The following is a 23,095-nucleotide window of genomic DNA, read 5'->3' as shown; positions in this document are numbered from 1 at the left end:
TTATTTAAGAACATTATAAGAAGACAAATATGACTCAGAAAACCTCGATACCCATTATAAAAAAAACGCCTCAACATAAAGATATAAAAAAGTCTAAACCTACTCGTAAGTCTTATCTTAGTGCCAGCATCGTAGTAGGATTAACTGCGTTTATCACTCCAGCTTATGCAGACTCAGTCAGCGCCGAAGAATATCGTGAGCCTGCTGCTGCAGTCGATGCAAACGCGCCCATTGCTGCTCTGTCTAAGCTGACTAGTCTTAACAACGTCAAACCGTTACAAGTGACTGTACCCACTATCGAACATTTTAAAACGACAGCTGGCGTACCCGTATCATTTGTACGCGCAACCACGCTACCTATCGTTGATATTGATTTGCGTTTTAACGCAGGTAGCGCACGCGATGCTAATATACGCTCGAACGGTTTTGGCATTGCCAATATGACCGCTACGATGCTCACACAAGGCACTGAGAGCTTGAATGAAGATGACTTTACACGAGCGGTTGAGACATTAGGGATTCAGTTAAATAGTAGTGCTTATAAAGATATGTTTATCGTCTCATTACGTAGCCTCTCTGATGACGAGCATCTTTTACCAGCCGTTAATCTGATGACGCAAATACTAACCAAGCCAAATTTTAAACAATCAATTTTAGCGCGTAACAAAGCACGTCTACTAGTCGGCCTGCAACAGCAAAAACAAGATCCTAATAGCCTTGCCAGTCTTGCTTTTGATGAAGCTTTATATGGCAGCCATCCGTATGCCCATCCTTCATCGGGTACACTTGAGACTGTGCCCAACATCGAGAAAAAAGATCTGACTGATTTTCAAAACCGCTACCTTGTCGCTGCCAATGCATCCTTAGCAATGACTGGTAACTTGACGCTTGCTCAAGCTAAAAAACTCGCTGAAGACATTACTGCTAATTTACCTAAAGGTGTGGCAGCGGACACTTTAGCCGAGCCAAAACCCCTCACCCAAGCACAGCATATCCATATCCCTTTTCCTAGCACCCAAACCACAGTATTGATGGGCCAATTAGGTAATAAGCGCGCTACCGATTCACAAGCGCAGCAACAACAAACCAACTTTGCAGTAGGCAACGAAGTATTAGCAGGTGGTAATTTTAATGCGCGCTTAATGACAGAGATTCGTCAAAACCTCGGTTATACCTATGGTATATCTGGCTCTATGAATCCAATGCTGGCTCGTGGTCCTTATCAGATAGGTTTTTCAACACGCAATGACAAGGCTCGTGACGCCATTGATGCAAGCCTAGCAGTCATTGATGATACGTTAGATAGTGGGATTACTAGTAATGAGATGCGTCTGACCACGGACAATATGAAGAATAGCTTCCCAATGGGCTTTGCAAGTAATGCGGGGATTAATGGCTTGCTAGGAATGATGAATTTTTATCAACTGCCAGATAACTATCTGACAGACTATATAACGCGTATTGACAATGTAAAGCTATCAGGGGTTAACCAGACTTTGCGCAATACTCTTGAACCAGACAAATTCTTAATCGTGACAGTTGGGCAGGATGATCCTTGGAAGAACAAAGAAATGCATGCTGAGTAGCGTTTTTAGCAAAAATTATTAATAGAAGATCAGAAACCGTGTTACGGATATTTAGTCCGTAACCGTTATCGCCACATCATAGCTCAAGTGTTTAGGCTTATAGGTAGCGCCATTATAAGCTAACCGAATCACATGCTTATCATAAGATGCCACTTCATACTCCCCATTAGCAAAATTATGTAAAGTAGGTACAATCAGTAGTGCCTCTATTTGTCTATTGTCGACATTGACATCGAGACGCTGCCCCGTATTTAGATATAAAAAATAGTCGCAGTAATCATTGACCATCACTTCGGCTACGCGCTCGATATCATTACTATTCATGTCTTTTTGTAGCAGTTTGGGGCAGATATCTGCACGCTGAGCCGCCAGCCTTGCATAAGAGTTGGTAATGTTATCTTCGATGTTTGCTGCTTCAAGCTGTTTTTGCGTGTTTGTTGCAGTATTAGCTTGACTATCGACAGATAGTTTTGGACTACAAGAATAACTAAAGAGTACAATTGATACTGTAACAACAATCAGGGCTAGATATGACATATTTGATTGAGTACGGTAGGCATTTGATATTATAGACCGGAAACACTTCATAAAACCTGCTTGTGTCAAACCTGAGTTTTCTGTCTTTTAACAAGAAACTGTATAAAATATGGACAATTATTTATCAATATTAAAGCATTATTTGAGACTAAGTTACCAGCTTTTAGTGATTAAAGGTTCAATCACACGATAATATGACACTTATCTCGCGCTCGAATCCTGTTTGACAGGGTCATCATACTTAAAACATTTAAGATTGTAAGTTTTACCGTATTTTATCCTTTAAGTCACAATATTGTTTGTGTTTAATAGCGACATGATGAGCTACTACTAGTATGATTAAAGCCCCACTTTCGATAACCTTGCGTATCTAAATGAATTGCACCGGTTGAATATAACCCCAGTCCAAAGTTGTGTGATTGACCTTGATATTGCCAATACTGGCATAAATTGTCTTGTAAACTACTTAACTGCCAAAGATCATTCTCGTATTCAGGCACCCAAATATCTATAGCACCTGCGGTCATATGTTTACTACTGTTTGCACCACCTGCACAACCATTAAGTCCTGGACTACGATATACCGAGCGTATTTTACTACTTGCAGGTAAGATACCCTGATTCTTTAGATTGGCATAAAGTCTCAAAGTAGGAACGATATTTGACCACAGCTCTTGCGGCGGTAGCTGATAAGGTTCATAGCCACATTTATCCCAACTACGAGCAGTAGTGAGCAGCTCTTTAAGTGGCGGTACGTTTTGAGCACCAATCTGTGCGCTCAGGTAACGATGATAATTGGCAACCTCTTGCGCGCGAAAACTATTGCTATTTAACCAGCTATCAAAGTCCATATTGATCATACTATTATAAGTATTACTGGCTGTATTGTATTTAGGACTATAAGTCACTTTTCTAATGTTTGATGTATTATAATTTGGACGACGAGTATTAACATTCATCCGTTTGTTCTCTTCGATCGATAGCTTGGTATCAAGCTCATATTCGCGTTGTTTTTGTTCGATTAAACCCTGCATACTATCGCCACCCAGTACAGTCGCTCGACTACTGGTACTGGCAGAAGGTGCAATATAAGCATTACTGCTGCTATGACGTACTTGAATACGTCGTTCGCTATCATTCAAAATCGCAGCATGGCCAACAACACTGCTACTACAAAAAATAAATATAACTAAGGGTTTTATAATTGATGTCATATAGGGTTTTAGTATTGTAGGAGGGATGGCTTTTTGAGAAGTAAAAATTTCGGTCTGTTTACATACAGATTTATGGACAAAATTATCAAGCTTATTATTTACGTGAGTCATGTAGGTCGTTATCATCAACAAATATTTTATCGATACTATCAAATTTTACGCAAGCAAGCTAAACTATCGCTCCTAATAATAGTGAATAATTTGGCTATTTACCGCTGCCATTGTCATGTTTGATGATTAGATTACTCTTTTACCGCTATATAATAAGCACTTACAAACCAGTCCTTTCCATACACCTTCCATGATTACAGTCATTTTCGCCTATGTCATTTAACCCACAGTACCGCTTTTCTCGCCAAAGCCATCATTTCGGTCAACGTCATGAACGAACGCTGTGGCAACATATTCATATAGACCCATGGCTAACGATACTGTTACTACTTATCTGCTGTATTGGGTTAACTATCTTATATAGTGCTTCAACTCAAGACGTTGGTATGGTTTTGAGGCAGACGGTCAGCTATGGCGTGGCTTTTACAGTTATGTTCATTATGGCTCAAGTACCGCCTAGCCTCTATCGTACATTGACGCCTGTATTTTATGTCATGGGACTGATACTACTGGTATTGGTTGAGATTATTGGTGAAGTACGAATGGGAGCACAGCGCTGGATCAATTTACCAGGATTTGGTAGCGTTCAGCCATCAGAGTTTATGAAGCTTGGTATGCCAATGATGTGTGCATGGTTTTTGTCCAAACGAGATTTGCCACCATCATTTTCCAGTATTTTAATTACCTTGGGCATTATTATTGTGCCAGTCATACTCATTGCAAAAGAGCCAGACCTTGGTACCTCTTTGCTGGTTGCCGCGAGCGGGCTCTTTGTTTTATTTTTGGCAGGTCTATCTTGGCGACTGATTTCAGCTGCAGCCATCCTAGCCGTACCTCTCATCGCTATCGCTTGGAATTTTTTATTACATGACTATCAGCGTACACGCGTATTAACATTGCTAAACCCTGAAGCCGATGTTCAAGGAGCCGGCTGGAATATCATTCAGTCAAAGACGGCCATAGGTTCTGGCGGGTTATCAGGTAAAGGCTACTTAGAAGGTACACAATCACAACTCCATTTCTTGCCTGAAGGTCATACTGATTTTATTATTGCAGCCTTTTCAGAAGAATTTGGTCTATTTGGCGTCATATTACTGATGCTAATATATGCGTGCTTATTGATACGTGCACTCTATATTGCTCTTACGCAACCTGATATTTATAGTCGCCTATTGGCTGGCGCTATCGCCATGTCATTTTTCGTGTATGTATTCGTCAACGTCGGTATGGTAGGAGGTATTCTGCCGGTAGTGGGCGTCCCTCTACCCTTTATCAGTTATGGTGGTACTGCAATCGTAACATTAATGGGAGGATTTGGTCTTTTAATGTCCATCCATACCCACAAAGCTGAATAAACACTCAAACAAAGTTCATCATCCTATAATACGATACAAAATCTGCTCATAAAATCATGTAGCAGATTTTTATTGCTTAAACCAACTAGTACATACAGCTTATCCTAAATATTATAGGTAAAAAGATACGTTGTCGGCTGCAATTTTAAATAACTGTTGGGAAGGTACAACTTAAAATCAAAAAAAGTCTATAAAAAATAATAAGCCCTGGCATACATAATAAAAATTTTATAAATGATTAATTATATATTCAATATATAGCATATAGAAAAACATATTATAAATAATAAAATTCGTATAAATGAATACAAACGAATTTTGTAAAGGTTCTAAAGTATCTTTGTGCAACATAAAAGCGATTAAAGTAAAAGATAGACAAAAATTCATCGCTTATAATATATAAGACATTGTTATTATTGCCTAAATATTTATTTTATTATTCAAGTGCACTATAGTATTTACTTAAATAACTAACATTTGTAAGTCAGTATTAACACTTGCGATTTACAAAAAATTGCGTTACTCTCTTTTTTATAATACTTGATACATAACCAATACAGTTCTAATAAGAAAGATTGCAATTAATTATATTCTAGTCGTAGCTATTACGTATAGTCAGCAATTATCTTTCAAAGCTACTACCTAAGTTAACGTACTCATAACAAATCCAAGTAATTGCATTTTTATATGATTAATAATTGGTTTTATATTAAAAACTTCCAACATAAAAATTATCCCTATCCTAAAGCCTGTTTAATTACTGTTCCTACGTATTAGCTTTTACGTTGTAGGAAAGGATAAAAAAATTGACGCATTTATAAATTTGCTGAATTTTTTGCGCACAATACAAGGTTTTAGATATCAGGTCTTAATATATAAGCTATAGAGGTACCTATGAATAAGCGTCTATCTGGTTTACTTACAATATCGGTATGTTTGTTTGCTGGCTCTGCAGCAGCCTCTAATACTAATGCGATTGAAGCAAAAACGTCTCTCTCTACTTTATCTCAAGACAACACCTCTCATATTGATCGTGTCCTTGGCGAGCTTACTCGTCAACATGATAACGCTTCAAGCTTAGTTAAATCTGCGCGTCAACCAGTGTCATTGGCTATTAACAGCTCTTTGCTCGCCGATGATACTAGCCAAGTTACTGATGATGAGGATGTATTAGAGCGATTGACTGCTGTCGCTTCTAATTCTGTCAGTAAATTCAAACAGACTGGTCTTGCTTCTTGGTATGGACGTAAGTTTCATGGTCGCAAAACAGCCAGCGGTGATACTTTTGATATGAACGGTTTGACTGCCGCTCACCGCTCCCTACCTTTGAATTGCTATGTAAAAGTGACAAACAAAACCAATGGCAAAAGTGTGGTTGTAAAAGTAAATGATCGCGGTCCATTCCACGGTAATCGCGTTTTAGATTTGTCTTATGGTGCAGCCAAACGTTTAGGTATTACCAATAAAGGTGTTGGTAATGTATCAATTGAACGTGTTTCAGGTCCATAGTTTAAGATCGATACCTATAAGATTGTATTAGGTCTGTAAACGATTTTAGAATTTAGATGTATCGAAATTAGCAGTGTGAAAAGTGATTAAAATACAAAAAAGTGTCAAGCTTGTATAAGTTTGACACTTTTTTTATGACTGCTTTTTTAGCAGTTATGTTATTGACACATTGTCTTATTGACGTAGTTAATAAATTTCAAACGCCCTTTCTATTGCATCATCTAGGCGCTCTACAGCATGTACGACAATACCTTTAAACTGCGGTGAATCACTAGCAGGTGCATTTGATTTTGGAATAATGGCATGAGTAAAACCATGCTTCATAGCTTCTTTTAAGCGCTCTTGTCCGTTTGGTACAGGACGAATCTCGCCTGACAAACCTACCTCACCAAACACCGCCAATGATGAGGGTAATGGTTTTTCTCTAATACTGGATGCACAAGCCAATAGTACTGCCAAATCAGAGCCCGTTTCTATTACTTTGACGCCGCCAACTACATTGACATAAACGTCTTGTCCACTAGTATGGATACCGCCATGACGGTGCATCACAGCAAGCAGCATCGATAAACGCTGAAAATCAAGCCCTAAAGCCATACGTCTTGGCTGTCCTTGTGAGTCATCGACTAACGCCTGTACCTCAACCAATAATGGACGTGTACCTTCGCGGCTGACCATTACCACTGATCCTGCAACAGGCTTATCATAGCGGCTTAGAAATATAGCAGATGGATTGGCAACCTCTTTAAGACCCATATCTGTCATCCCAAAGATGCCCAACTCATTGACCGCGCCAAAGCGGTTTTTGACCGCACGTATCATTCTAAATCGTGAATCAGACTGGCCTTCAAAGTACAAAACCGTATCAACCATATGCTCAAGTACACGTGGTCCTGCAAGCGTGCCTTCTTTGGTCACATGTCCCACCAAAAATAAAGCCGTACCCGTTTGCTTAGCATAGCGCGTTAAGATAGCCGCAGACTCCCTAATTTGACTGACGCCGCCGGGCGCTGAATTGATCGCATCGGTATAAATGGTCTGAATCGAATCAATGATAGCAATCGCAGGCTGCTCTTGGGTCAAGGCAGCACAAATGGTTTCTACGTTAGTCTCAGCCAACACTCGCAAGCGATCGGCTGGTAGGTCTAGGCGTTTGGCTCGCATTGCAACCTGCGCCAGTGACTCCTCCCCTGTGACATACAGAGCACTGCCTGCCAATGAATCGGCACGTGCCATATTGGTCGCTGTTTGAAGCAAAATAGTAGATTTACCAATGCCTGGATCACCGCCTATCAATACCACAGAACCCGCTACCAAACCGCCGCCTAATACTCGATCAAACTCACTAATACCTGTTGGTAATCGTGTATCTAAAGTCACGCTAACGGCATTAAGCGGCATCACCGCACTTTGCGTTCCTGAATAGTTTCCTGCTGGAGTACCACCATTTGCACCGCGCGGTGCTCCTCGATTCGCAGCGGGTTTGGCTGTATTTTTATTATGATGTGGCATGCTGACATTTGGTGCTTCAACCAAACTGTTCCATTCGCCACAATCAGAGCACTGTCCTGACCATTTACCAAAATGCGCACCGCAGTGCTGACAGACGTAGCTACTTTTATTTTTTGCCATCGTATATGCACCCTGTTTAAGTTGCGAGATAAGAAAAGGTCAAAATACTGTTCTTTATAGAAAAAGAGACATTATAATTTATAATAAATTAATAATAGTTTTGAGAAGAAAGAATGAGGTTGGGTATGTTGAATATTTACCAATGAGCATTGACCAAGATCATTAGTAAATAGTTGAATTACTTTGATTAAATGGTACTGATAGGTAAAAAATCAAGGTTAATAAGACCTTTATAGATGTACGCTTAATCATATGTTCTAGAGTTTTTTAAGCAATAAAAAGATAACGCAAACCGTTATCTATACTTGAAAATCCTTACCTAAGTAAACTGATTTTACCAGCTCGTTATCTAAAACTTCACATGCTGTACCTTCGGCAATGATGGCTCCCTCTGAGACAATGTAAGCTTTTTCGCAGATGGCGAGTGTTTCACGTACATTGTGATCGGTGATGAGCACGCCGATGCCTCGGTTTTTCAACGTTAAAATAACTTCCTTGATATCACCAACTGAAATAGGATCAACCCCAGCAAAAGGCTCATCTAACAAGATAAACTTGGGATCAGCGGCCAAAGCGCGCGCAATCTCACAGCGGCGACGCTCACCGCCTGAGACACTCATGCCTAGTGATTGACGCACGTGCTCTAAATGAAACTCTCCGATGAGCTTTTCAAGCTCTTGCCTCTGCTGAGTAGCTGATAGCTCTTTACGAGTTTGTAAAATAGCTAAAATATTTTCTTCGATAGATAGCTTACGAAAGATAGAAGCTTCTTGTGGCAGATAACCAATGCCAGCTCGAGCACGCTCATGCATGGCATATTTAGACAAATCCATTTTACCTAAGGTCACACGGCCTTTATCCATATTGACCAAACCGACTACCATATAAAAACTGGTTGTCTTACCTGCGCCGTTGGGCCCTAATAACCCAACAACTTGCCCTTGCTCGACTGAAAAAGAGACATCCTTGACTACCCAGCGCTTACCGTAACGTTTGCCTAGATTTTGCATTGTTAGACGTTCAACACTGGGCGTAGGCGTACTGTTTATCACAGATATGTTTTGATTATCAAAGTCGCTATTCAAACTACTATTATCACTCATATGTTACTCGTACTAAGGCAAATTTAAGCGCTTATTTGGTATATTATTTTAGCGTATACTATTTTGGTTGGTACTATTATTTGGCGGCAATACCAACTCAACACGCTGGCTACCACCAGCTGTCGCTTCAACATCGCCAGCCTTGAGACTATAACGGATGACATTACCAGCAAAACTAGCACCGTTTTGCACCAGTTTTGCATTACCCGTTAAAGTAATAATACCGCTCACTGCATTGTAATCAATCTTGTTTGCTTGACCTTTTGCTAGGCCTTTTTCTTGAGTGATAACTTGTTGCATGGTCGCTGGCCGTCCGGTTGCCACTGCTGAATTAATGCTGCGCTGCTGCGAGAGATTTACCGTAATATCATTAGCGGTAAGCTTTAATGTGCCTTGGGTAATAATGACATTACCGGAGTAACTGGTAATACCTGTACGCTCGCTATAGGTCGCTTTATCTGCTAATAACTTAATGGGCTGGTTGGCATCTGATGGCAATGCATGACTATATAGTGGTAATGCTATTAGCATAGCCATTGGCAATACGCGTAAAATTTGCGACATATAATTTTGACTAGTGGCAGGCAAAAAGTTAGATTTCATAAGCAGTTACTCTTTTATGATAAGAAGGTAATAAGTAGTAGAAAAGCAAAAGCTATTAAGTAGTACGAGCAACCTAGATTGATTTAATGGATAAGTAGCAATAAGCGAGCCAATTGCTGCTATTACCTTTACCAACTATTTTAAACTATCTAAGACAATAATACGTAATATACAAGACATTAAAATAAAGCCTGATCCTGACGCTCAGCAGGTGTGAAAGTCACAGCCACTTGTCCAAACTCATACTCGCCAGTTTCAAGATTGGCCTGCATACTAGAAGCCTCAAAGCGATTCATACCCTGCACAACTTTGACGGACTCATCACTATAGACTTGACGAGACTTGGTATTGCCTTTAAGCGTTTGACCTGTGACTTCAATAGGTTCAATATCTGATGATCCACTCGCTTTGTCTTCGCTAACTAAGGTAAAACCACCAGACAAAAGCAGCTCCCCTGTTTGTTGGTTGATCGTAGCACTACCTGCTTGAATTTGATAACGCTGTTCATCAGATGGCTCCCAGTTCATGGTAATACCCGACATCTCATCTTGATTGGTCACTGGATTATGCGTAAGTGAATCGGCATTTAACTCGTATTCGGTCTCACCCTCTTCATTGGTTTGTACCGCTTTTATATCAGTCGCTTCATAATCCACCTCAGAAGCTTCTATGTTTACTGGCGGTGTGATCTTACCTTGTTGTTGAAAAAACCAACCAGCAATACCGGCAATAATTAAGGCCAAAACAACTAGGACACGAGTATTCACGATAAATCATCCTGCGCTGGCACTTTATCAAGCGTATAGTGTGAAATAAAGTCTTGATACTGTCCATGACCTTTTAAGATCAGGTCACACACTTCACGTACTGCCCCCATCCCGCCAGTGCACGTCGTTACCATATCGCTGCGATTGACAACCTCAGCATGCGCATTAGGTACTGTCGCTGCAAAGCCGACGGTTTGCATGGCTTTAATATCAGGCAAATCATCACCCATATAAGCGCAGTCGGCAGCCGTAATATTAAGCGCTGGATCTAAGGTAGAGAGTAGCTCTTTTAAAGCGATAAGCTTATCATCACGACCTTGCACCACATAATCGATGCCAGTCTCTGCTGCACGCTTATTGACCATAGGGCTACTACGGCCAGTAATAATAGCAGTTAAAATACCATAGCGTGCCAAAGACTTAATACCGACCCCATCTTGTACCGAAAACGCTTTAGTCTCAATACCATTAGCATCATAGATAATCTGACCGTTTGACAAGATACCATCAACGTCCAAGACCAACATTTTAACCTGTCCTGCTCTTTCGATTAAGTCTTGCATAATTTATCTCTTATAAAGTCTTATTATTTAAATGTGAAACCTATTTAGTCTAAGCGCTTATTTCACACCTGCTTGTAGCAAATCATGCACAGTAATGATGGCTTCTAAATGCTCTTTTTCATCTATCACTAGTAGTTGACTGATTGCATTTTCATTCATGACACTTAAGGCATCAGATGCACGCATTGACTTACTTACTTGGCGTGGATTAGTACTCATTACGTCTTGTATGGGTGTTGCAAGATCAATGCGTTTTTCCAAACCACGGCGCAAATCCCCATCTGTGAACACACCGACGACTTTTTGCTCATCGTCGATTACAACAGTCATGCCCAAACGGCCTGCAGACATTGTAAATAATGCATCTTGTAATGGCGCTTTTTGATTAACAAGCGGCAAATTATCTACATTACTATGCATCAAATCCTCTACTCGTGTTAATAGCTGTCGACCAAGCGCACCTGCTGGATGCGATAAGGCAAAATCTTCTGAAGTAAAATTACGCGCATGTACCAAAGCCACTGCTAAAGCATCTCCTAACGCTAAAGTTGCCGTCGTACTAGAAGTAGGTGCCAGATTAAGCGGGCAAGCTTCTTGTGACTTGCCAAGGGTCAATATAATATCGGCTGCGCGTGGCAACATACCGCGCTTGTCTCGGCTAATACTTATCAGCGGAATGCCTAAACGCTTAACCACTGGCAATAGGGTCTTGATTTCATCCGACTCTCCAGAGTTGGAGATAGCCAGTAACACATCACCCTTTACAAGCATTCCTAAGTCGCCATGACCTGCCTCACCAGGATGCATAAAAAATGCTGGCGTACCAGTAGAAGCAAACGTCGCTGCTATCTTGCGCCCGATCAGACCTGACTTACCCATACCAGTCACGACTACCCGACCTTTACAAGCCAAAATGATTTTGCAAGCTTGCACAAACCTATCGTCTATCTGTTCAGTTAATAACGCCAACGCGGCTATCTCAGTTTGAATAGCGTCAATGGCAGTGGTCATAAATTGGTCGTCAGTAAGATTGTTTGTACAGTTACTCATGGTTTGACTCGGTAATTATCATTAATAATATATTTTACTATATTAAGAGCCATTTTAATAATATGACTTAGAACTGTACAATGTAATCTTGATTAAAAAAACATATCAACTATATTGTTTAAAGAATATTCAGACATCTTATTAGCTGCCCCGTTCAAATGCTTGATAGTCTTACAATAGTGAAGTTGTTGATAAAAAAAAGACCCACTCAATAGCAGATCTTTTTATTAAAATAGACTTCAACAATATACCTTCGTAAATAGCATCAATTAGTTATTGTTGTTATCGTCATCAAAGTCATTGCTGGGCTTTTCATTGAATCCCGTGTTTTCTGCTGGTGTCTCAAATCCGCGGTCTTGACCAAAACCACCGCGCTCAAAACTACGATCTTGACTTTGACCTAGACCACCACGTTCAAACCCGCGATCTTGTCCCTGACCAAAGCCGCCACGATTAAAACCACTACGATTAGAGGCAAAGCCACGTTCTTCAAAGCCGCCACCTGCGCCTGTATTACTACCTCTTTCAAACCCGCTGTTATTACTGCCGCCTTGGTAGCCGTTAGTACCTTGAGTCTGCATACCACTACTCGATGATGCAGTAGTACTAGCGCCTCGTGGATTACGTGCTGGAACTACAGTTGAGATGGCATGCTTATAAACCATTTGACTAACTGTATTCTTTAATAAAACGACATATTGGTCAAATGATTCAATTTGGCCTTGTAATTTAATACCATTTACCAAAAAAATAGACACTGGAATACGATCTTTACGTAATGAGTTTAGGAACGGATCTTGTAATGTTTGTCCTTTTGACATAAAAACTCTCCCGAATATTATATAATTATATTATAAGTGCTTGTTTAATTATAATCGTTAGAAAAAGATACAGTAGTAAGTTTTACTAATAAAACGTATCTAAATGAGCACCAATTTTTCTTTGTTAATTCTACTTTGTTTAACTACTATATTATTGTAAATAAATGATTATTTGCTTTTATAACAATAGTAACAATCATAGTTGGCAAAGCATACTGTAACTGTTAGATTAACAAATTATAACAGCTGTCTCAGCCAAATTTTGAAACTTATTGTGATTGGTTCTCATAATCTGCAAATATTTATAACTTGTTTTTACTATTATTAAAATCTATTAGAACGTAATACCATAAGCTTCTTGTCTATCATTATTAATAGATGACAAATGATTGTTCAGATCAGATATTCTCTAGCTTGCGTCATAGATTCGTAGGATGATATGACAACTTCGTTGTTATTATGCAAATCGTTATTTACGTTCGATAATTGAGCCAACTTACGTAGCCAAGTATATTGGCGTTTAGCCAGTTGTCTTGTAGCATATAATGCCTTATTTTGCATTTGATAACAAGCAAGCGCCTCGGTTTGACTATCAAGGGTTGACGACTGTGATTGCAGCGCCCTTTGTGGTTTTATTTTATGTTTGCTTGGGTCTTCAAATCTACCAAAAACATCTTCAAACTGGGTCTTATCAAGATGTGGCTGCTCAAATACTGAATGATTAATATGTGTCAGGTACTCTAAAACTTGCCGATAGCCAACGCAGCGCATAGATGGCAAATTAGGTGTCAGCGGATATTGTTCAAGCAAACCAAGTACTTCATCTACTAGTCCTTCACGCCACATGATATCTAAACGCTGCTCGATACGCGTATGCAGCCAGGGACGATCTGGCATTACTGTAAGTGCATGCCACTGCTGATGTGGATTGTTTGCTATTGCTTGCTTAGGTTTACGCTGCCAGTCGCTTATAGCAATGTTGGTTTGTAGATATACTTCTATGGCTCGCGTAATACGCTGGGTATCAGTTGCATGAAGACGCTGATGACTAATAGGATCGACTTTACTAAGATAGTCAAACAACGCTTGTAAGCCTTCTGTCTGTCGCCACTGCTCTACATGAGCGCGAACGCTGTCCTCACTATCTGGTACTGGAGATAGCCCGTCGAGTAGCGCCATGTAATACATCATAGTGCCGCCTACCAACAGCGGGATTTTGCCATTATTATGACAGTCATCAATTAAACGAATGACATCACTGACGAATTCAGCCATGCTATAGCTTTGCATAGGATCGATAATATTGACTAGATGATGCGGGTAACGCGTAAGCTCAGTAGTCGTAGGTTTGGCCGTACCTATATTCATATCACGGTATATAAGTGCTGAATCTACTGAGATTAGCTCATAACGACCAGTATCGTATAACTCATAGGCTAAGGCGGTCTTGCCACTGGCGGTCGGCGCCATTAGGCAAACCACGCTGTTATCCGCCAATTTAGGAGTGATACTATTAGACGTAAGCTGCATAAAATTGCCTTTATGAGTAATAATTTAAATAGTCGAACTAGAGACTAGCTGTTTAGAAGCCTGTTATCTATCTTTTATAATTAGAGTGGAGCTATGATTAAACTGAAGCGTGGTTTATTCAGATGTAGATGACAACATGAACGAAACCAACTGATTGCGGTCAATATTTATGATTGCCTCATCAAACAGTATTTCTTCCATATCTGCTATAAAAACCACCAAGTCTTGCGCAGACATCTGAGTGCTTATAGTTGCAAGCTGTTGGTTAATATATATTGGACTATCCGGCAACTGCCTTCTTTTAAAGGCCTCATTATCCAGTATATGTGACTCAAACAATACTCGCATCTTTGACTGCCAACCCTCTGCACTGATTAACAGACACTGGCTTTGATTATAAAATAATAGCCAAGGCAGCGACTTATTATTAATGGCTTCAGTGTTTGAAAACTTACTTATCCCGCTATCCATACTATGAATAATGTCTAAGCAAACTGGTAGAGATTTGGTTGCTATATTTGAGCTAGTTAAGTGCTTAACGCTATCATCTAAAGACATATTCAAAACATTGACACGCGACTCTGAAAGCTCATCAATGTAAGGCTTTTTTGTATGAGAATCCGGTTTACGAATAGAAAACGGCTTGCTTTTTGATGTCTGATACGGTTGTTTAGGCGCTTGTACTTGCCTGCCTTGTCCTAAATCGTTGGTAGTAGAGGTGTTAAATGACAAATCATCAAATGATTTAGTTATCGCAGTTTTCGTCTCTGGCGCTCGCTTCTTATGACTGTCAGCTGGCACCATTGTTTGCGTTGTGATAACAGTTTTTAGCTTCAAACGAACTGCATGGCTTAAATGTGCCATAATATTATTAAGTGGACTGATTTTGATACGCTGTTTAGATGGATGGACATTGACATTGAGCCACTGAATTGGCAAATCAAAATAAAGCGCGTAACCGATACTAATAGCGCCCGCTTTGTGCGCAAGTTGGCGTAACTGATTATTAACGATTGGCTCTTTTACCAAACGTCCATTTACATATAGTAGTTTTGGCAAGGTATCCTGCGAATTAGTACTAGGCCATAACCAACCACTAATACTTGCCTGCTGACCTGAGTAATTGTTATCAATAGACCCCATAGGCTGCTGCACTAGACTGGATAAATCGACCACTACTTCTAGCGCATTAGGCGTTAATAACGCCCCTGTTGCTTGTTCAAGGCGTGATAATGGCAGACGATTAGGATTCTCATTACTGCTATTAATAGACTTTGCAGACAGCGACAGTCGCTTCTTATTATCATGAAATAATGTGAGCGCTACATCAGCACGTGCCAAAGCGACTTCACGTACAATCGTCTCAATATGACCAAACTCAGTTGCAATAGACTTCAGACTGCCACGGCGTGCTGGTACATTAAAGTATATGTCTTTGACAGTGACTGTCGTCCCGCGTTTATGTACGATTGGTATCAGTTTTGGAATGTCTTCTAATACGCCTGCAACCTGTAGCTGTCGACCAATACCGCTATTATCATGACTGCTGGTTAAAGTCAGACGAGAAACAGCTGCTGTCGCAGCCAACGCCTCCCCGCGAAAGCCTAACGTCGTAATACCATGCAAATTAGCCACATCCGCAACTTTACTGGTCGCATGACGGGTAATTGCCATGACCATATCATCAGGATGAATGCCGACGCCATCATCCATCACCTCTATCATACCCATACCACCTTGAGTAATATGTACTTCAATATGGTAGGCACCAGCATCAATTGCGTTTTCTAGTAATTCTTTGACCACTGCTGCTGGACGTGTTACGACCTCACCCGCTGCTAATTGATTGATGAGCAATGGCGATAGTTTTTTGATACGTGTATTAGGATAATTATCTGGCATTGATGAATATCATATTTTGTGGATCGCAAACATACTTTATCAAACTAAACTTTTAGTAATGACAAATCTAGCCCTTGCGCTTGCCCTACCTTTGATAATCGTATCTCAACTTGACGTGTCTCATCAACGCTTTGAGTAATATCAATAAACAACGTAGGCGGTGGTAAATAATTATCAGCGCGACTTGGCCATTCGATGATTACTAGCGCATTTTCGTCCTCAAGATACTCATCAAAACCAATAAGAGACAACTCTTCAGGATCTTGTATACGGTATAAATCAGTATGGTAGACCGGCTTAGTCGTACCGTCACCCTGCTCAATACTATAAGGCTCAACCAAAGTATACGTCGGGCTTTTTACTGCGCCCTTATGTCCTAATGCTTGCAACCAATAGCGTGTCAATGTGGTCTTGCCTGCGCCCAAATCGCCTGCCAACCAGATACTACCTGAGGGTAGCAAAGCTGCAAGCTGCTCAGCCAAACGCTCAGTATCGGCTTCTGAATATAGGGTTAGTATTCGCAATTGTTTATCAGTAAAAGAGGTATCATTATGGTTAGACATCAGACTGTACCCGCTTGTTGTTCGTGAACCTGCATAGTGACCGACGGATTGACAAAACGCTCGCCGCGAATCAATTTGGCATACAACTCAGGATCGTGCCACTCAGCGCTTACTTGCTCGCTAAACTCGAAATCTTCTAGCTTAAGCTTGCCCATTTGCTCATTGTTTACATCATCAGCAAAGCATTGCGCATAGCCTGTAGCAGTCTCATGGGCTATAACTGAGTAAACTTTAACGTCCGCCTCACCGTTTTGCATTTGGGTTTGTTTTAAAATCTCATCAGCCCAAAAAAAGATAACGCGCGAAAACTGCTCTGCAGATGGTGATACTGGCAAACTTATCCAGCGCGCGCTGAATTTTTTGCAAGCAGCGATATATTCAGGATCGTCTTTACTCCAAAAACAAATGGCATGATCAAAACTATCAATAATGTCTTTGATGGAAGATTTTAGCAGTCCAAAATCGTAGACCATCTGCCCATGATCCAAACGTTTGGCTTCAAGAATGAGCTCAATCTGATAACTGTGACCATGAATAGAGTGCTTGCAGCGCTCAGAGCTACAGTTACGCACAATATGAGCGTTTTCGAATTTGAATAGTTTACGTATACGCATAATAATTTTGACCAAAACAATAGGCACTGTTGTGCTAAATATTAACAATATAGAAGTTTGCCTGACTTAATCGTTGGCTTATTGCTTATTATAGCAAATCAATATGTATCCGTAAGTAAGCACTTATTAACGTCTTTACTCATAAAACCCCTCACCTACTGACGCGGGGCGAAAATAATAATCGCCATCCCTAGTAATGCAACCGCAGAGCCTATTATATCCCATGTAGTTGGACGAATACCGTTGACAGTCCACAACCATAAAATTGCCACTGAAACATACACCCCACCGTAAGCGGCATAAACACGGCCTACCGCAGTTGGGTGCAACGTCAGCAACCACACAAAGGCTGCCAAACTAAGTATCCCAGGGACAAGAAGCCAAACCGATCTACCTTCTCGTAACCACAAATAAGGCAGATAACAGCCGACAATCTCTGCAAGTGCGGTTAAAAAGAAAAGACCAACAGTCTTTAATTCAGACAAAACTATTACTCCTCGACTGTGATAAATCCCATTAAACAATGCACAGTAGGTTTAATCGACGATGAATAGCTTAGCGCCTGTCTGCGTTGACGAGCGGTGGGCAATCGTATCATCCGCCACTTGATAAGTCATTCCTGATGTTAAGGTAAAAGTACGACCATCCTTTAGTTCGGTATTTAGCTCTCCTTCAATACAGAATAAAATATGCCCTTTATAGCACCAATGATCAGCAAGATAGCCTGCAGAATACTCAACCATATGTACATTGATATTGTTAAATTCACATGTTTTCCAGTATCCTGTACCAGTCTCGCCTTTAACTTCTACTGCTTCTATTTCTGTCCAGTCAGTAACCCCAAACGGTATGCTCTTCATTTCCATGACATCGTCTCCCTGATTTGTTTGTCCATTCGTTAATAATGAAACATTCTACTTACCATATCTCATATCCAACGCCGTACCTTCTTTAGATACGCTTGATATGCTTTGCCAAATTTTTGCTGCATCACGCGCTCTTCTGGAATAATCTGAAAGCGCGTCATATACAGCAAAAAAATAAGAATGACAAAAAAAGCCAAAAGATGTGCCAAATACAGCGCCCAAGCTAATAGCACCAGCGTCAACCCTAAGTACATCGGATTGCGTGTATACTGATAAATGCTACCGGCAACAAGGTTTGTGGCATTATTTGGTTTATGCGGATTGACCGTGGTTTGTGCCTTTTTAAACTCGTTCACACCCACAATGCCAATGCCGATACCAGTGAGCGTCAACCCGCCTGCCAACCACTTTGCGCCTGGTATAACGGTTTGTAGCATTGGCAGCGTTTTCGACACGCCGTACATTGCCGCCCCTGTTGCAAGCACTTGTGCGACTGGAGGTATTTTTAGCTCTAAAAATTTCATTATCACCCCTCAATAAACCGCTTGGACACCAGCACATCAAGCATCAATTAGCCAACCCTTTTGTACTGCTAGACTTAATTCCTGCGTCATCCATGCATGAATTTTAGGAAAATCAGTGGCAATAAAAGCATGTGCACCAGCCACTTGTGAGCGCTTGACATCAGACTCGCGCCACGTTTTGCCCTCGCTATTGATGTTGTGTAAAAACGGCAGCAGTCTATCGACCACTTTTAATAGCTTGGTCTCAGGGCTTGTGCCTGTTTCTTGCTCCTCCCAAAGCGTGGACAATTCAGTCACCGCATTGCCATTATGCGCCTCCAACCGCTTGACCCCCTCGCGCTCAGCGTTGTGCGCGTCCCCTCTTTTGGTGTCATATAAAAAGGTGTCGCCGGCGTCAATTTCGCCCAAATCATGGATTAAAGCCAGCTTTAGCAGTTTTTCTTCTGATACATCAAGCTTAAAGCTTCTAGCAATCGTCCAGCATGCCATTGCCAAATGCCATGAGTGCTCAGCGGAGTTTTCAACGCGCAAGCCGCCATCAAGATAGGTGCGCCGATTGATAAGCTTTAGCGCGTCAAGCTCTAATAGATAGTTGGTAATGTCGGTTAGGTTACTTGACAACAGTGTCTCCTTAAAACATAACTTTTTAGACAGTAAACAAGCATTAGAGATTAAATAATACCCATCAAAATGTACTTGGTTGTGATTACAATTATTTGTTCATACAATAGGCGCTTTTGTGTCGTTAAACAATAGCTAATAAAGCTAAATAAGACCAAGTAGATAAACTATGAGACAAATGTTGATGTTGTTATTCGTCGCATTAGGCGGAATGTCGCTTGCGATTGAAGCGGCGATATTAGGACCATTAGGTAAGCAGATTGGGCGATTATCCGCATCGCTATCGATATTTATCATCGGCGTCATCGTGTTTAGTCTTGTCATGCTTATTCGCAAGCGTAGTCGTATTATGGCACTAACGCGTCAGCCATTATGGTTACTCACAGGCGGCGTTATCGGTTTTATTTATACTATTGTATTGACCATCACCACGCCATTGGTGGGCGTCGGTACAACGATGGTAGGTATCTTATGCGGGCAGATTACCGCAAGTCTTGCTATTGATCATTTTGGCATATTGGGTAGCGTGCGCCGTCAAATTGATGGCTATCGTATCGGTGCGCTGGTATTGATACTTATAGCACTGGTGCTAATCTATTAAGGGGCGATGATGTTACTCACCTTTGCTTTTCCATTGTTGCTCTTAGGCGGTATGGCGATCGCTGTGCAGTCAACTATCAATGGGTCACTAAGCCTACATACCGATGTGGTTACGACAGCGTGGCTGACTAATGTGGTAGCCTCTGTTATCTTACTAATGCTTATACTGCTATTTGAGCCACTAGATATACAGAAAATACTTAGCGTGCCTATCTGGCAATATACCGGCGCGCTGTTTGGTAATTTTTGTATGGTGGCGATCGTGATTGGCGTGCCGCGCATCGGTACGGCAGCGACGATTGTGGGCATCATCGCAGGACAAGTCATGATGGGGCTAATCATTGATCACTTTGGCTGGTTTGGCAATGGTCAGTTGCCACTTGATATCAAACGCACAGCGGCGTTAGGATTGCTGGCAGGGGCGCTGTACTTGATTTATTTGAGTGATAAAAGGCGGGTTACAGTTTAGGTGATTAGAGTGCTTATCGAATGTTGATGGTGCCTTTTTGCTCATAGAGGTCTGTACAGAAGAAGAATAAAATACTGGCGCAAATGCAGAAGGCGTGTTTAAAAGCGTACGTTGGAATTTTTAGTCTTTATATTAGGTGGCTTACGACATTAAACCGTTAATTAAAATCAACAAAATGTTAGGTCTTGTGCCTCGGCTCCAACCTACCCATGTAAAACAATAAGGTTATAAAGCACATTTGGTGCACCAATATCTCGTAGGTTGGGTGGCGCTTGCAACACCCAACCTACAAAATAAGCGTTTAACCTCGGCTTTTATTTTGAGACAGGCATGCTCAAAAATGTCAGATATGCTTGATACTGCTCGAGTACATCATCGATGACTTGCTGGCGAGTGAGCCCCATAAGGTCATAACCGCCGGAGCCGGTTTGGGTGCTCACCTCAAGCCGATAATAGATGTCGCTGTCAGAGGCCAGCTTACCGCTAAAGGTGGGCGCTGGGGTCTCAACCATAAACACTTGATAATAAAAATCGTCGGTGGCAGCGGTCGATAAGCGCAGCAAGGGTCCGCTCATCGCGTCAAGAGGTGCGGTTAGGCTGTGGTCGGCGTTGATGCGCTCAGCGACATAGCCTTGGCGACGAAACTCATCAGCGACGTCATCTAGTGCCGGGCGGACGGTACGCTCAAGGAACCTGATAGCTTCACGCCTAGAAGGATAAGTAAGCATCTGCCCTAAACGCTGCGTCCATGAGCGCTCCGGAACGTGACCGCCACTAGGCGCGATAGAGGGGCGACGCAGTACGGTGCCTTCGCGCTCAGCCTGCTCTATCTTAAGCGCTTTAAAAAACGAAAACATCACCAAATAGACGATAACGGTCACAGGTAGCGCAAATATGAGCGTTGCGTATTCCATGGTGATCACGCCGCCTGCGATCAGCATAGAGATGGTCAAAATAGCCGTCAGTACTGCCCAAAAGATACGCAGCCACTTAGGGCCATCCTCGCTAGGATCAGGGATGGAGGCGGAGAAGTTGGACATCACCATCGCCCCTGAGTTGGCACTGGTGATATAAAACAGCAAGCCTGAGAGCGTCGCTAGTATCACTAAAAAGGTCGCCCCAGGGAACATATCAAGCAAGGCATACCAGCCGCGCTCGGGACTCTCAATCGCCAGCTGGGCGAAGGCTGTATTGCCTTGTAATACCTCATAAAGTGCTGAATTACCAAAGAATGAGACGATGATAAAGTCACACAGCACAGGTACGGTGATGGCAGCAATCACAAACTCTCGTAGCGTGCGGCCGCGTGATATTCGTGCCAAAAACACCCCAACAAAGGGCCCCCACGCCAGCCAAAACGCCCAAAAAAACAGCGTCCAGCTGCCCATCCACTCGCTACTGCCCGGCACGTAAGCTAGGGTTTTGAACATGCGCGCAGGCAAAGTGACAAAGAACTGTCCTAAGTTTTCGACCAGTGCATTTAACAAAAACGCCGTCTGACCTGCGATTAAGATAAACGCCATCATCGCCACCGCGCTCCACAGGTTTAATTCTGATATCCAGCGGATACCGCGATCAACCCCTGAGGTGGTCGCCAAAATGGTTAAGACAACCGCGCCGATCACCAGCGCAATCTGCAAGCTCAAGCCTTCATTTAAGCCAAAAATCTTCGAGAATCCGACGTTTAATAGCACCACCCCGATGCCCATCGTGGTTGCCACGCCAAACACAGTACCTACCAGTGCCAAAATACTGATACCATGACCGATAGGGCCGTTGACACGCTTGCCGAATAAGGGGTATAGCGCCGCCCTAATCGATAGTGGCATGCCCCAGCGATAGGCAAAGTAGCCCATCGCCATACCAAGCAGCGCATAAACGGACCAGCCAGCAATACCATAATGAAACATCGTCCAGACGACCGCGTTTTGCATCGAATCGGCAGTCGCGCCGCTACCGGATGGCGGGGTTAGGTACTGCACCACAGGCCCAGTCACTGAGAAGAACAAGAGGTCAATACCGACACCTGCGGCAAACAGCATCGCCGCCCACGTACCCAGCTTATACTGCGGCCGTGAGTCATCCGGCCCAAGCCGCACACTGCCCGCCTTGGACAACGCCACCCACAAAACAAAACCGATCACTATCACCATCGTAATCACGTAATACCACCCAAGATTGGTGGCGATCCAATCGACGACGGTCTTCATCGTGGTACTGGCAGCCATCGGCATGATAATGGCCCAAATGGAGAAAGCTGCAATCACAACTGATGAGATGATGAGCACGCTCCAATTCACATGCGCTTCGGTGTCTTGTGACAACGCTTGGGCGCCCTTTTTTAGATCGCTACGCGATATGGGCATATCCTCATCCAAATGAGGCTTAGATCGACGCTCTGAGCCGCCAAATTGCTTGCGCTCAAAGGGGGTTTGCGCTGTTTTGTCACCTGTATCGGATGGGGCGGGCGTCGACGAATCCTGGGTAGGCTTGTCGTCTGTAGGATGCGAACTCATAATAACGGTCTCATTAGGATGGTTTATATTAATGTGCCA

Annotated in this window: 22 protein-coding genes and 1 pseudogene; 5 read left to right on the top strand and 18 right to left on the bottom strand. The window is 42.1% G+C overall.

Translation table 11 applies throughout. From position 1 onward, the window contains the following. The first annotated feature begins 29 nt into the window (after positions 1 to 29). On the top strand, positions 30 to 1,586 hold the full coding sequence (locus ACTXGH_RS08280; protein ID WP_439296277.1) for a M16 family metallopeptidase: 1,557 nt from the start codon (positions 30 to 32) through the stop codon (positions 1,584 to 1,586). Positions 1,587 to 1,637: 51 nt separating this feature from the next. Here ACTXGH_RS08280 and ACTXGH_RS08275 read toward each other — a convergent pair whose 3' ends face one another. Together ACTXGH_RS08275 and ACTXGH_RS08270 are read right to left on the bottom strand one after the other, a co-directional pair. Further along, positions 1,638 to 2,123, bottom strand: a complete 486-nt coding sequence (locus ACTXGH_RS08275) for a hypothetical protein (protein WP_439261545.1) — start codon at positions 2,121 to 2,123, stop codon at positions 1,638 to 1,640. Between the two features lie 305 nt (positions 2,124 to 2,428). Continuing rightward, positions 2,429 to 3,337, bottom strand: coding sequence for a D-Ala-D-Ala carboxypeptidase family metallohydrolase (locus tag ACTXGH_RS08270; RefSeq protein ID WP_443561730.1), 909 nt, complete (start codon positions 3,335 to 3,337; stop codon positions 2,429 to 2,431). A gap of 323 nt (positions 3,338 to 3,660) precedes the next feature. Between ACTXGH_RS08270 and rodA the strand changes: the two genes are divergently transcribed. Together rodA and ACTXGH_RS08260 are read left to right on the top strand one after the other, a co-directional pair. Further along, positions 3,661 to 4,803 (top strand): rod shape-determining protein RodA, encoded by a 1,143-nt coding sequence (gene rodA / locus ACTXGH_RS08265; RefSeq protein WP_439261547.1) that lies wholly within the window; start codon positions 3,661 to 3,663, stop codon positions 4,801 to 4,803. A 1,167-nt stretch (positions 4,804 to 5,970) separates the two neighbouring features. Further along, positions 5,971 to 6,312 (top strand): annotated as a pseudogene (locus tag ACTXGH_RS08260) (septal ring lytic transglycosylase RlpA family protein); the annotation flags it as partial. 186 nt (positions 6,313 to 6,498) lie between these two features. Here the strand turns inward: ACTXGH_RS08260 and radA are convergent. From radA to ACTXGH_RS08185, 15 genes are all read right to left on the bottom strand, one after another. Beyond that, positions 6,499 to 7,944, bottom strand: coding sequence for a DNA repair protein RadA (gene radA / locus ACTXGH_RS08255; RefSeq protein WP_439261549.1), 1,446 nt, complete (start codon positions 7,942 to 7,944; stop codon positions 6,499 to 6,501). 299 nt (positions 7,945 to 8,243) lie between these two features. After that, positions 8,244 to 8,954, bottom strand: a complete 711-nt coding sequence (lptB, locus tag ACTXGH_RS08250; RefSeq protein WP_439296337.1) for an LPS export ABC transporter ATP-binding protein — start codon at positions 8,952 to 8,954, stop codon at positions 8,244 to 8,246. Between the two features lie 141 nt (positions 8,955 to 9,095). Then, the gene (gene lptA, locus ACTXGH_RS08245; protein ID WP_420884190.1) at positions 9,096 to 9,611 is read right to left on the bottom strand and encodes a lipopolysaccharide transport periplasmic protein LptA; all 516 of its coding nucleotides are present in this window, start codon (positions 9,609 to 9,611) and stop codon (positions 9,096 to 9,098) included. 218 nt (positions 9,612 to 9,829) lie between these two features. Next, positions 9,830 to 10,417, bottom strand: a complete 588-nt coding sequence (gene lptC, locus ACTXGH_RS08240; RefSeq protein ID WP_439261550.1) for an LPS export ABC transporter periplasmic protein LptC — start codon at positions 10,415 to 10,417, stop codon at positions 9,830 to 9,832. After that, positions 10,414 to 10,980, bottom strand: coding sequence for a KdsC family phosphatase (locus ACTXGH_RS08235; RefSeq protein ID WP_439261551.1), 567 nt, complete (start codon positions 10,978 to 10,980; stop codon positions 10,414 to 10,416). The genes lptC and ACTXGH_RS08235 overlap by 4 nt, the downstream gene beginning before the upstream one ends. A gap of 57 nt (positions 10,981 to 11,037) precedes the next feature. Beyond that, a complete protein-coding gene (locus tag ACTXGH_RS08230) occupies positions 11,038 to 12,030 on the bottom strand; it encodes a KpsF/GutQ family sugar-phosphate isomerase (RefSeq protein ID WP_299220151.1) in 993 nt (330 codons plus the stop codon). Positions 12,031 to 12,299: 269 nt separating this feature from the next. After that, a complete protein-coding gene (gene hfq, locus ACTXGH_RS08225; RefSeq protein WP_439261552.1) occupies positions 12,300 to 12,851 on the bottom strand; it encodes an RNA chaperone Hfq in 552 nt (183 codons plus the stop codon). Positions 12,852 to 13,244: 393 nt separating this feature from the next. Beyond that, the gene (gene miaA / locus ACTXGH_RS08220) at positions 13,245 to 14,381 is read right to left on the bottom strand and encodes a tRNA (adenosine(37)-N6)-dimethylallyltransferase MiaA (protein ID WP_439296278.1); all 1,137 of its coding nucleotides are present in this window, start codon (positions 14,379 to 14,381) and stop codon (positions 13,245 to 13,247) included. A 114-nt stretch (positions 14,382 to 14,495) separates the two neighbouring features. Then, on the bottom strand, positions 14,496 to 16,283 hold the full coding sequence (mutL, locus tag ACTXGH_RS08215) for a DNA mismatch repair endonuclease MutL (RefSeq protein WP_439296279.1): 1,788 nt from the start codon (positions 16,281 to 16,283) through the stop codon (positions 14,496 to 14,498). Positions 16,284 to 16,327: 44 nt separating this feature from the next. Further along, entirely contained in the window at positions 16,328 to 16,846 is a 519-nt protein-coding gene (tsaE, locus tag ACTXGH_RS08210; RefSeq protein WP_439261555.1) for a tRNA (adenosine(37)-N6)-threonylcarbamoyltransferase complex ATPase subunit type 1 TsaE, read from the bottom strand. Continuing rightward, positions 16,846 to 17,460 (bottom strand): 6-pyruvoyl trahydropterin synthase family protein, encoded by a 615-nt coding sequence (locus tag ACTXGH_RS08205; RefSeq protein WP_439296280.1) that lies wholly within the window; start codon positions 17,458 to 17,460, stop codon positions 16,846 to 16,848. The genes tsaE and ACTXGH_RS08205 overlap by 1 nt, the downstream gene beginning before the upstream one ends. A 155-nt stretch (positions 17,461 to 17,615) precedes the next feature. Then, positions 17,616 to 17,945: a YnfA family protein gene (locus tag ACTXGH_RS08200; protein WP_439296281.1), complete on the bottom strand. Its 330-nt coding sequence runs from the start codon at positions 17,943 to 17,945 to the stop codon at positions 17,616 to 17,618. A gap of 51 nt (positions 17,946 to 17,996) precedes the next feature. Then, complete coding sequence (locus ACTXGH_RS08195) at positions 17,997 to 18,326, bottom strand: DHCW motif cupin fold protein (RefSeq protein WP_299220130.1); 330 nt, start codon at positions 18,324 to 18,326, stop codon at positions 17,997 to 17,999. A 62-nt stretch (positions 18,327 to 18,388) separates the two neighbouring features. Further along, positions 18,389 to 18,850 (bottom strand): methyltransferase family protein, encoded by a 462-nt coding sequence (locus ACTXGH_RS08190; RefSeq protein WP_439296282.1) that lies wholly within the window; start codon positions 18,848 to 18,850, stop codon positions 18,389 to 18,391. A gap of 36 nt (positions 18,851 to 18,886) precedes the next feature. Beyond that, on the bottom strand, positions 18,887 to 19,471 hold the full coding sequence (locus tag ACTXGH_RS08185) for an HD domain-containing protein (protein ID WP_439296283.1): 585 nt from the start codon (positions 19,469 to 19,471) through the stop codon (positions 18,887 to 18,889). A 169-nt stretch (positions 19,472 to 19,640) separates the two neighbouring features. Between ACTXGH_RS08185 and ACTXGH_RS08180 the strand changes: the two genes are divergently transcribed. Both ACTXGH_RS08180 and ACTXGH_RS08175 read left to right on the top strand, forming a co-directional pair. Continuing rightward, positions 19,641 to 20,072 carry a DMT family transporter gene (locus ACTXGH_RS08180; RefSeq protein WP_439261560.1) on the top strand — a complete coding sequence of 144 codons (432 nt, stop codon included), beginning with the start codon at positions 19,641 to 19,643 and terminating at the stop codon, positions 20,070 to 20,072. Positions 20,073 to 20,078: 6 nt separating this feature from the next. Continuing rightward, the gene (locus ACTXGH_RS08175) at positions 20,079 to 20,540 is read left to right on the top strand and encodes a DMT family transporter (RefSeq protein ID WP_439296284.1); all 462 of its coding nucleotides are present in this window, start codon (positions 20,079 to 20,081) and stop codon (positions 20,538 to 20,540) included. A gap of 314 nt (positions 20,541 to 20,854) precedes the next feature. Here the strand turns inward: ACTXGH_RS08175 and betT are convergent, their stop codons facing one another. Further along, positions 20,855 to 23,056, bottom strand: coding sequence for a choline BCCT transporter BetT (betT, locus tag ACTXGH_RS08170; RefSeq protein WP_439261562.1), 2,202 nt, complete (start codon positions 23,054 to 23,056; stop codon positions 20,855 to 20,857). Positions 23,057 to 23,095: the final 39 nt, after the last annotated feature.

Origin of the sequence: Psychrobacter sp. 1Y10 (assembly GCF_052259005.1) — a bacterium.
Classification (GTDB): Bacteria; Pseudomonadota; Gammaproteobacteria; order Pseudomonadales; family Moraxellaceae; genus Psychrobacter; species Psychrobacter saeujeotis.
The sequence above is the reverse complement of the archived record's forward strand: the minus strand, read 5'-3'. Positions and strand labels throughout refer to the sequence as shown.

Coding starts and splice junctions, on each gene's coding strand:
- ACTXGH_RS08280 (WP_439296277.1), top strand. CDS start 30: ATGACTCAGAAAACCTCGATACCCATTATAAAAAAAACGCCTCAACAT.
- ACTXGH_RS08275 (WP_439261545.1), bottom strand. CDS start 2,123: ATGTCATATCTAGCCCTGATTGTTGTTACAGTATCAATTGTACTCTTT.
- ACTXGH_RS08270 (WP_443561730.1), bottom strand. CDS start 3,337: ATGACATCAATTATAAAACCCTTAGTTATATTTATTTTTTGTAGTAGC.
- rodA (WP_439261547.1), top strand. CDS start 3,661: ATGTCATTTAACCCACAGTACCGCTTTTCTCGCCAAAGCCATCATTTC.
- radA (WP_439261549.1), bottom strand. CDS start 7,944: ATGGCAAAAAATAAAAGTAGCTACGTCTGTCAGCACTGCGGTGCGCAT.
- lptB (WP_439296337.1), bottom strand. CDS start 8,954: ATGCAAAATCTAGGCAAACGTTACGGTAAGCGCTGGGTAGTCAAGGAT.
- lptA (WP_420884190.1), bottom strand. CDS start 9,611: ATGTCGCAAATTTTACGCGTATTGCCAATGGCTATGCTAATAGCATTA.
- ACTXGH_RS08235 (WP_439261551.1), bottom strand. CDS start 10,980: ATGCAAGACTTAATCGAAAGAGCAGGACAGGTTAAAATGTTGGTCTTG.
- ACTXGH_RS08230 (WP_299220151.1), bottom strand. CDS start 12,030: ATGAGTAACTGTACAAACAATCTTACTGACGACCAATTTATGACCACT.
- hfq (WP_439261552.1), bottom strand. CDS start 12,851: ATGTCAAAAGGACAAACATTACAAGATCCGTTCCTAAACTCATTACGT.
- miaA (WP_439296278.1), bottom strand. CDS start 14,381: ATGCAGCTTACGTCTAATAGTATCACTCCTAAATTGGCGGATAACAGC.
- mutL (WP_439296279.1), bottom strand. CDS start 16,283: ATGCCAGATAATTATCCTAATACACGTATCAAAAAACTATCGCCATTG.
- tsaE (WP_439261555.1), bottom strand. CDS start 16,846: ATGTCTAACCATAATGATACCTCTTTTACTGATAAACAATTGCGAATA.
- ACTXGH_RS08205 (WP_439296280.1), bottom strand. CDS start 17,460: ATGCGTATACGTAAACTATTCAAATTCGAAAACGCTCATATTGTGCGT.
- ACTXGH_RS08195 (WP_299220130.1), bottom strand. CDS start 18,326: ATGGAAATGAAGAGCATACCGTTTGGGGTTACTGACTGGACAGAAATA.
- ACTXGH_RS08190 (WP_439296282.1), bottom strand. CDS start 18,850: ATGAAATTTTTAGAGCTAAAAATACCTCCAGTCGCACAAGTGCTTGCA.
- ACTXGH_RS08180 (WP_439261560.1), top strand. CDS start 19,641: ATGAGACAAATGTTGATGTTGTTATTCGTCGCATTAGGCGGAATGTCG.
- ACTXGH_RS08175 (WP_439296284.1), top strand. CDS start 20,079: ATGATGTTACTCACCTTTGCTTTTCCATTGTTGCTCTTAGGCGGTATG.
- betT (WP_439261562.1), bottom strand. CDS start 23,056: ATGAGTTCGCATCCTACAGACGACAAGCCTACCCAGGATTCGTCGACG.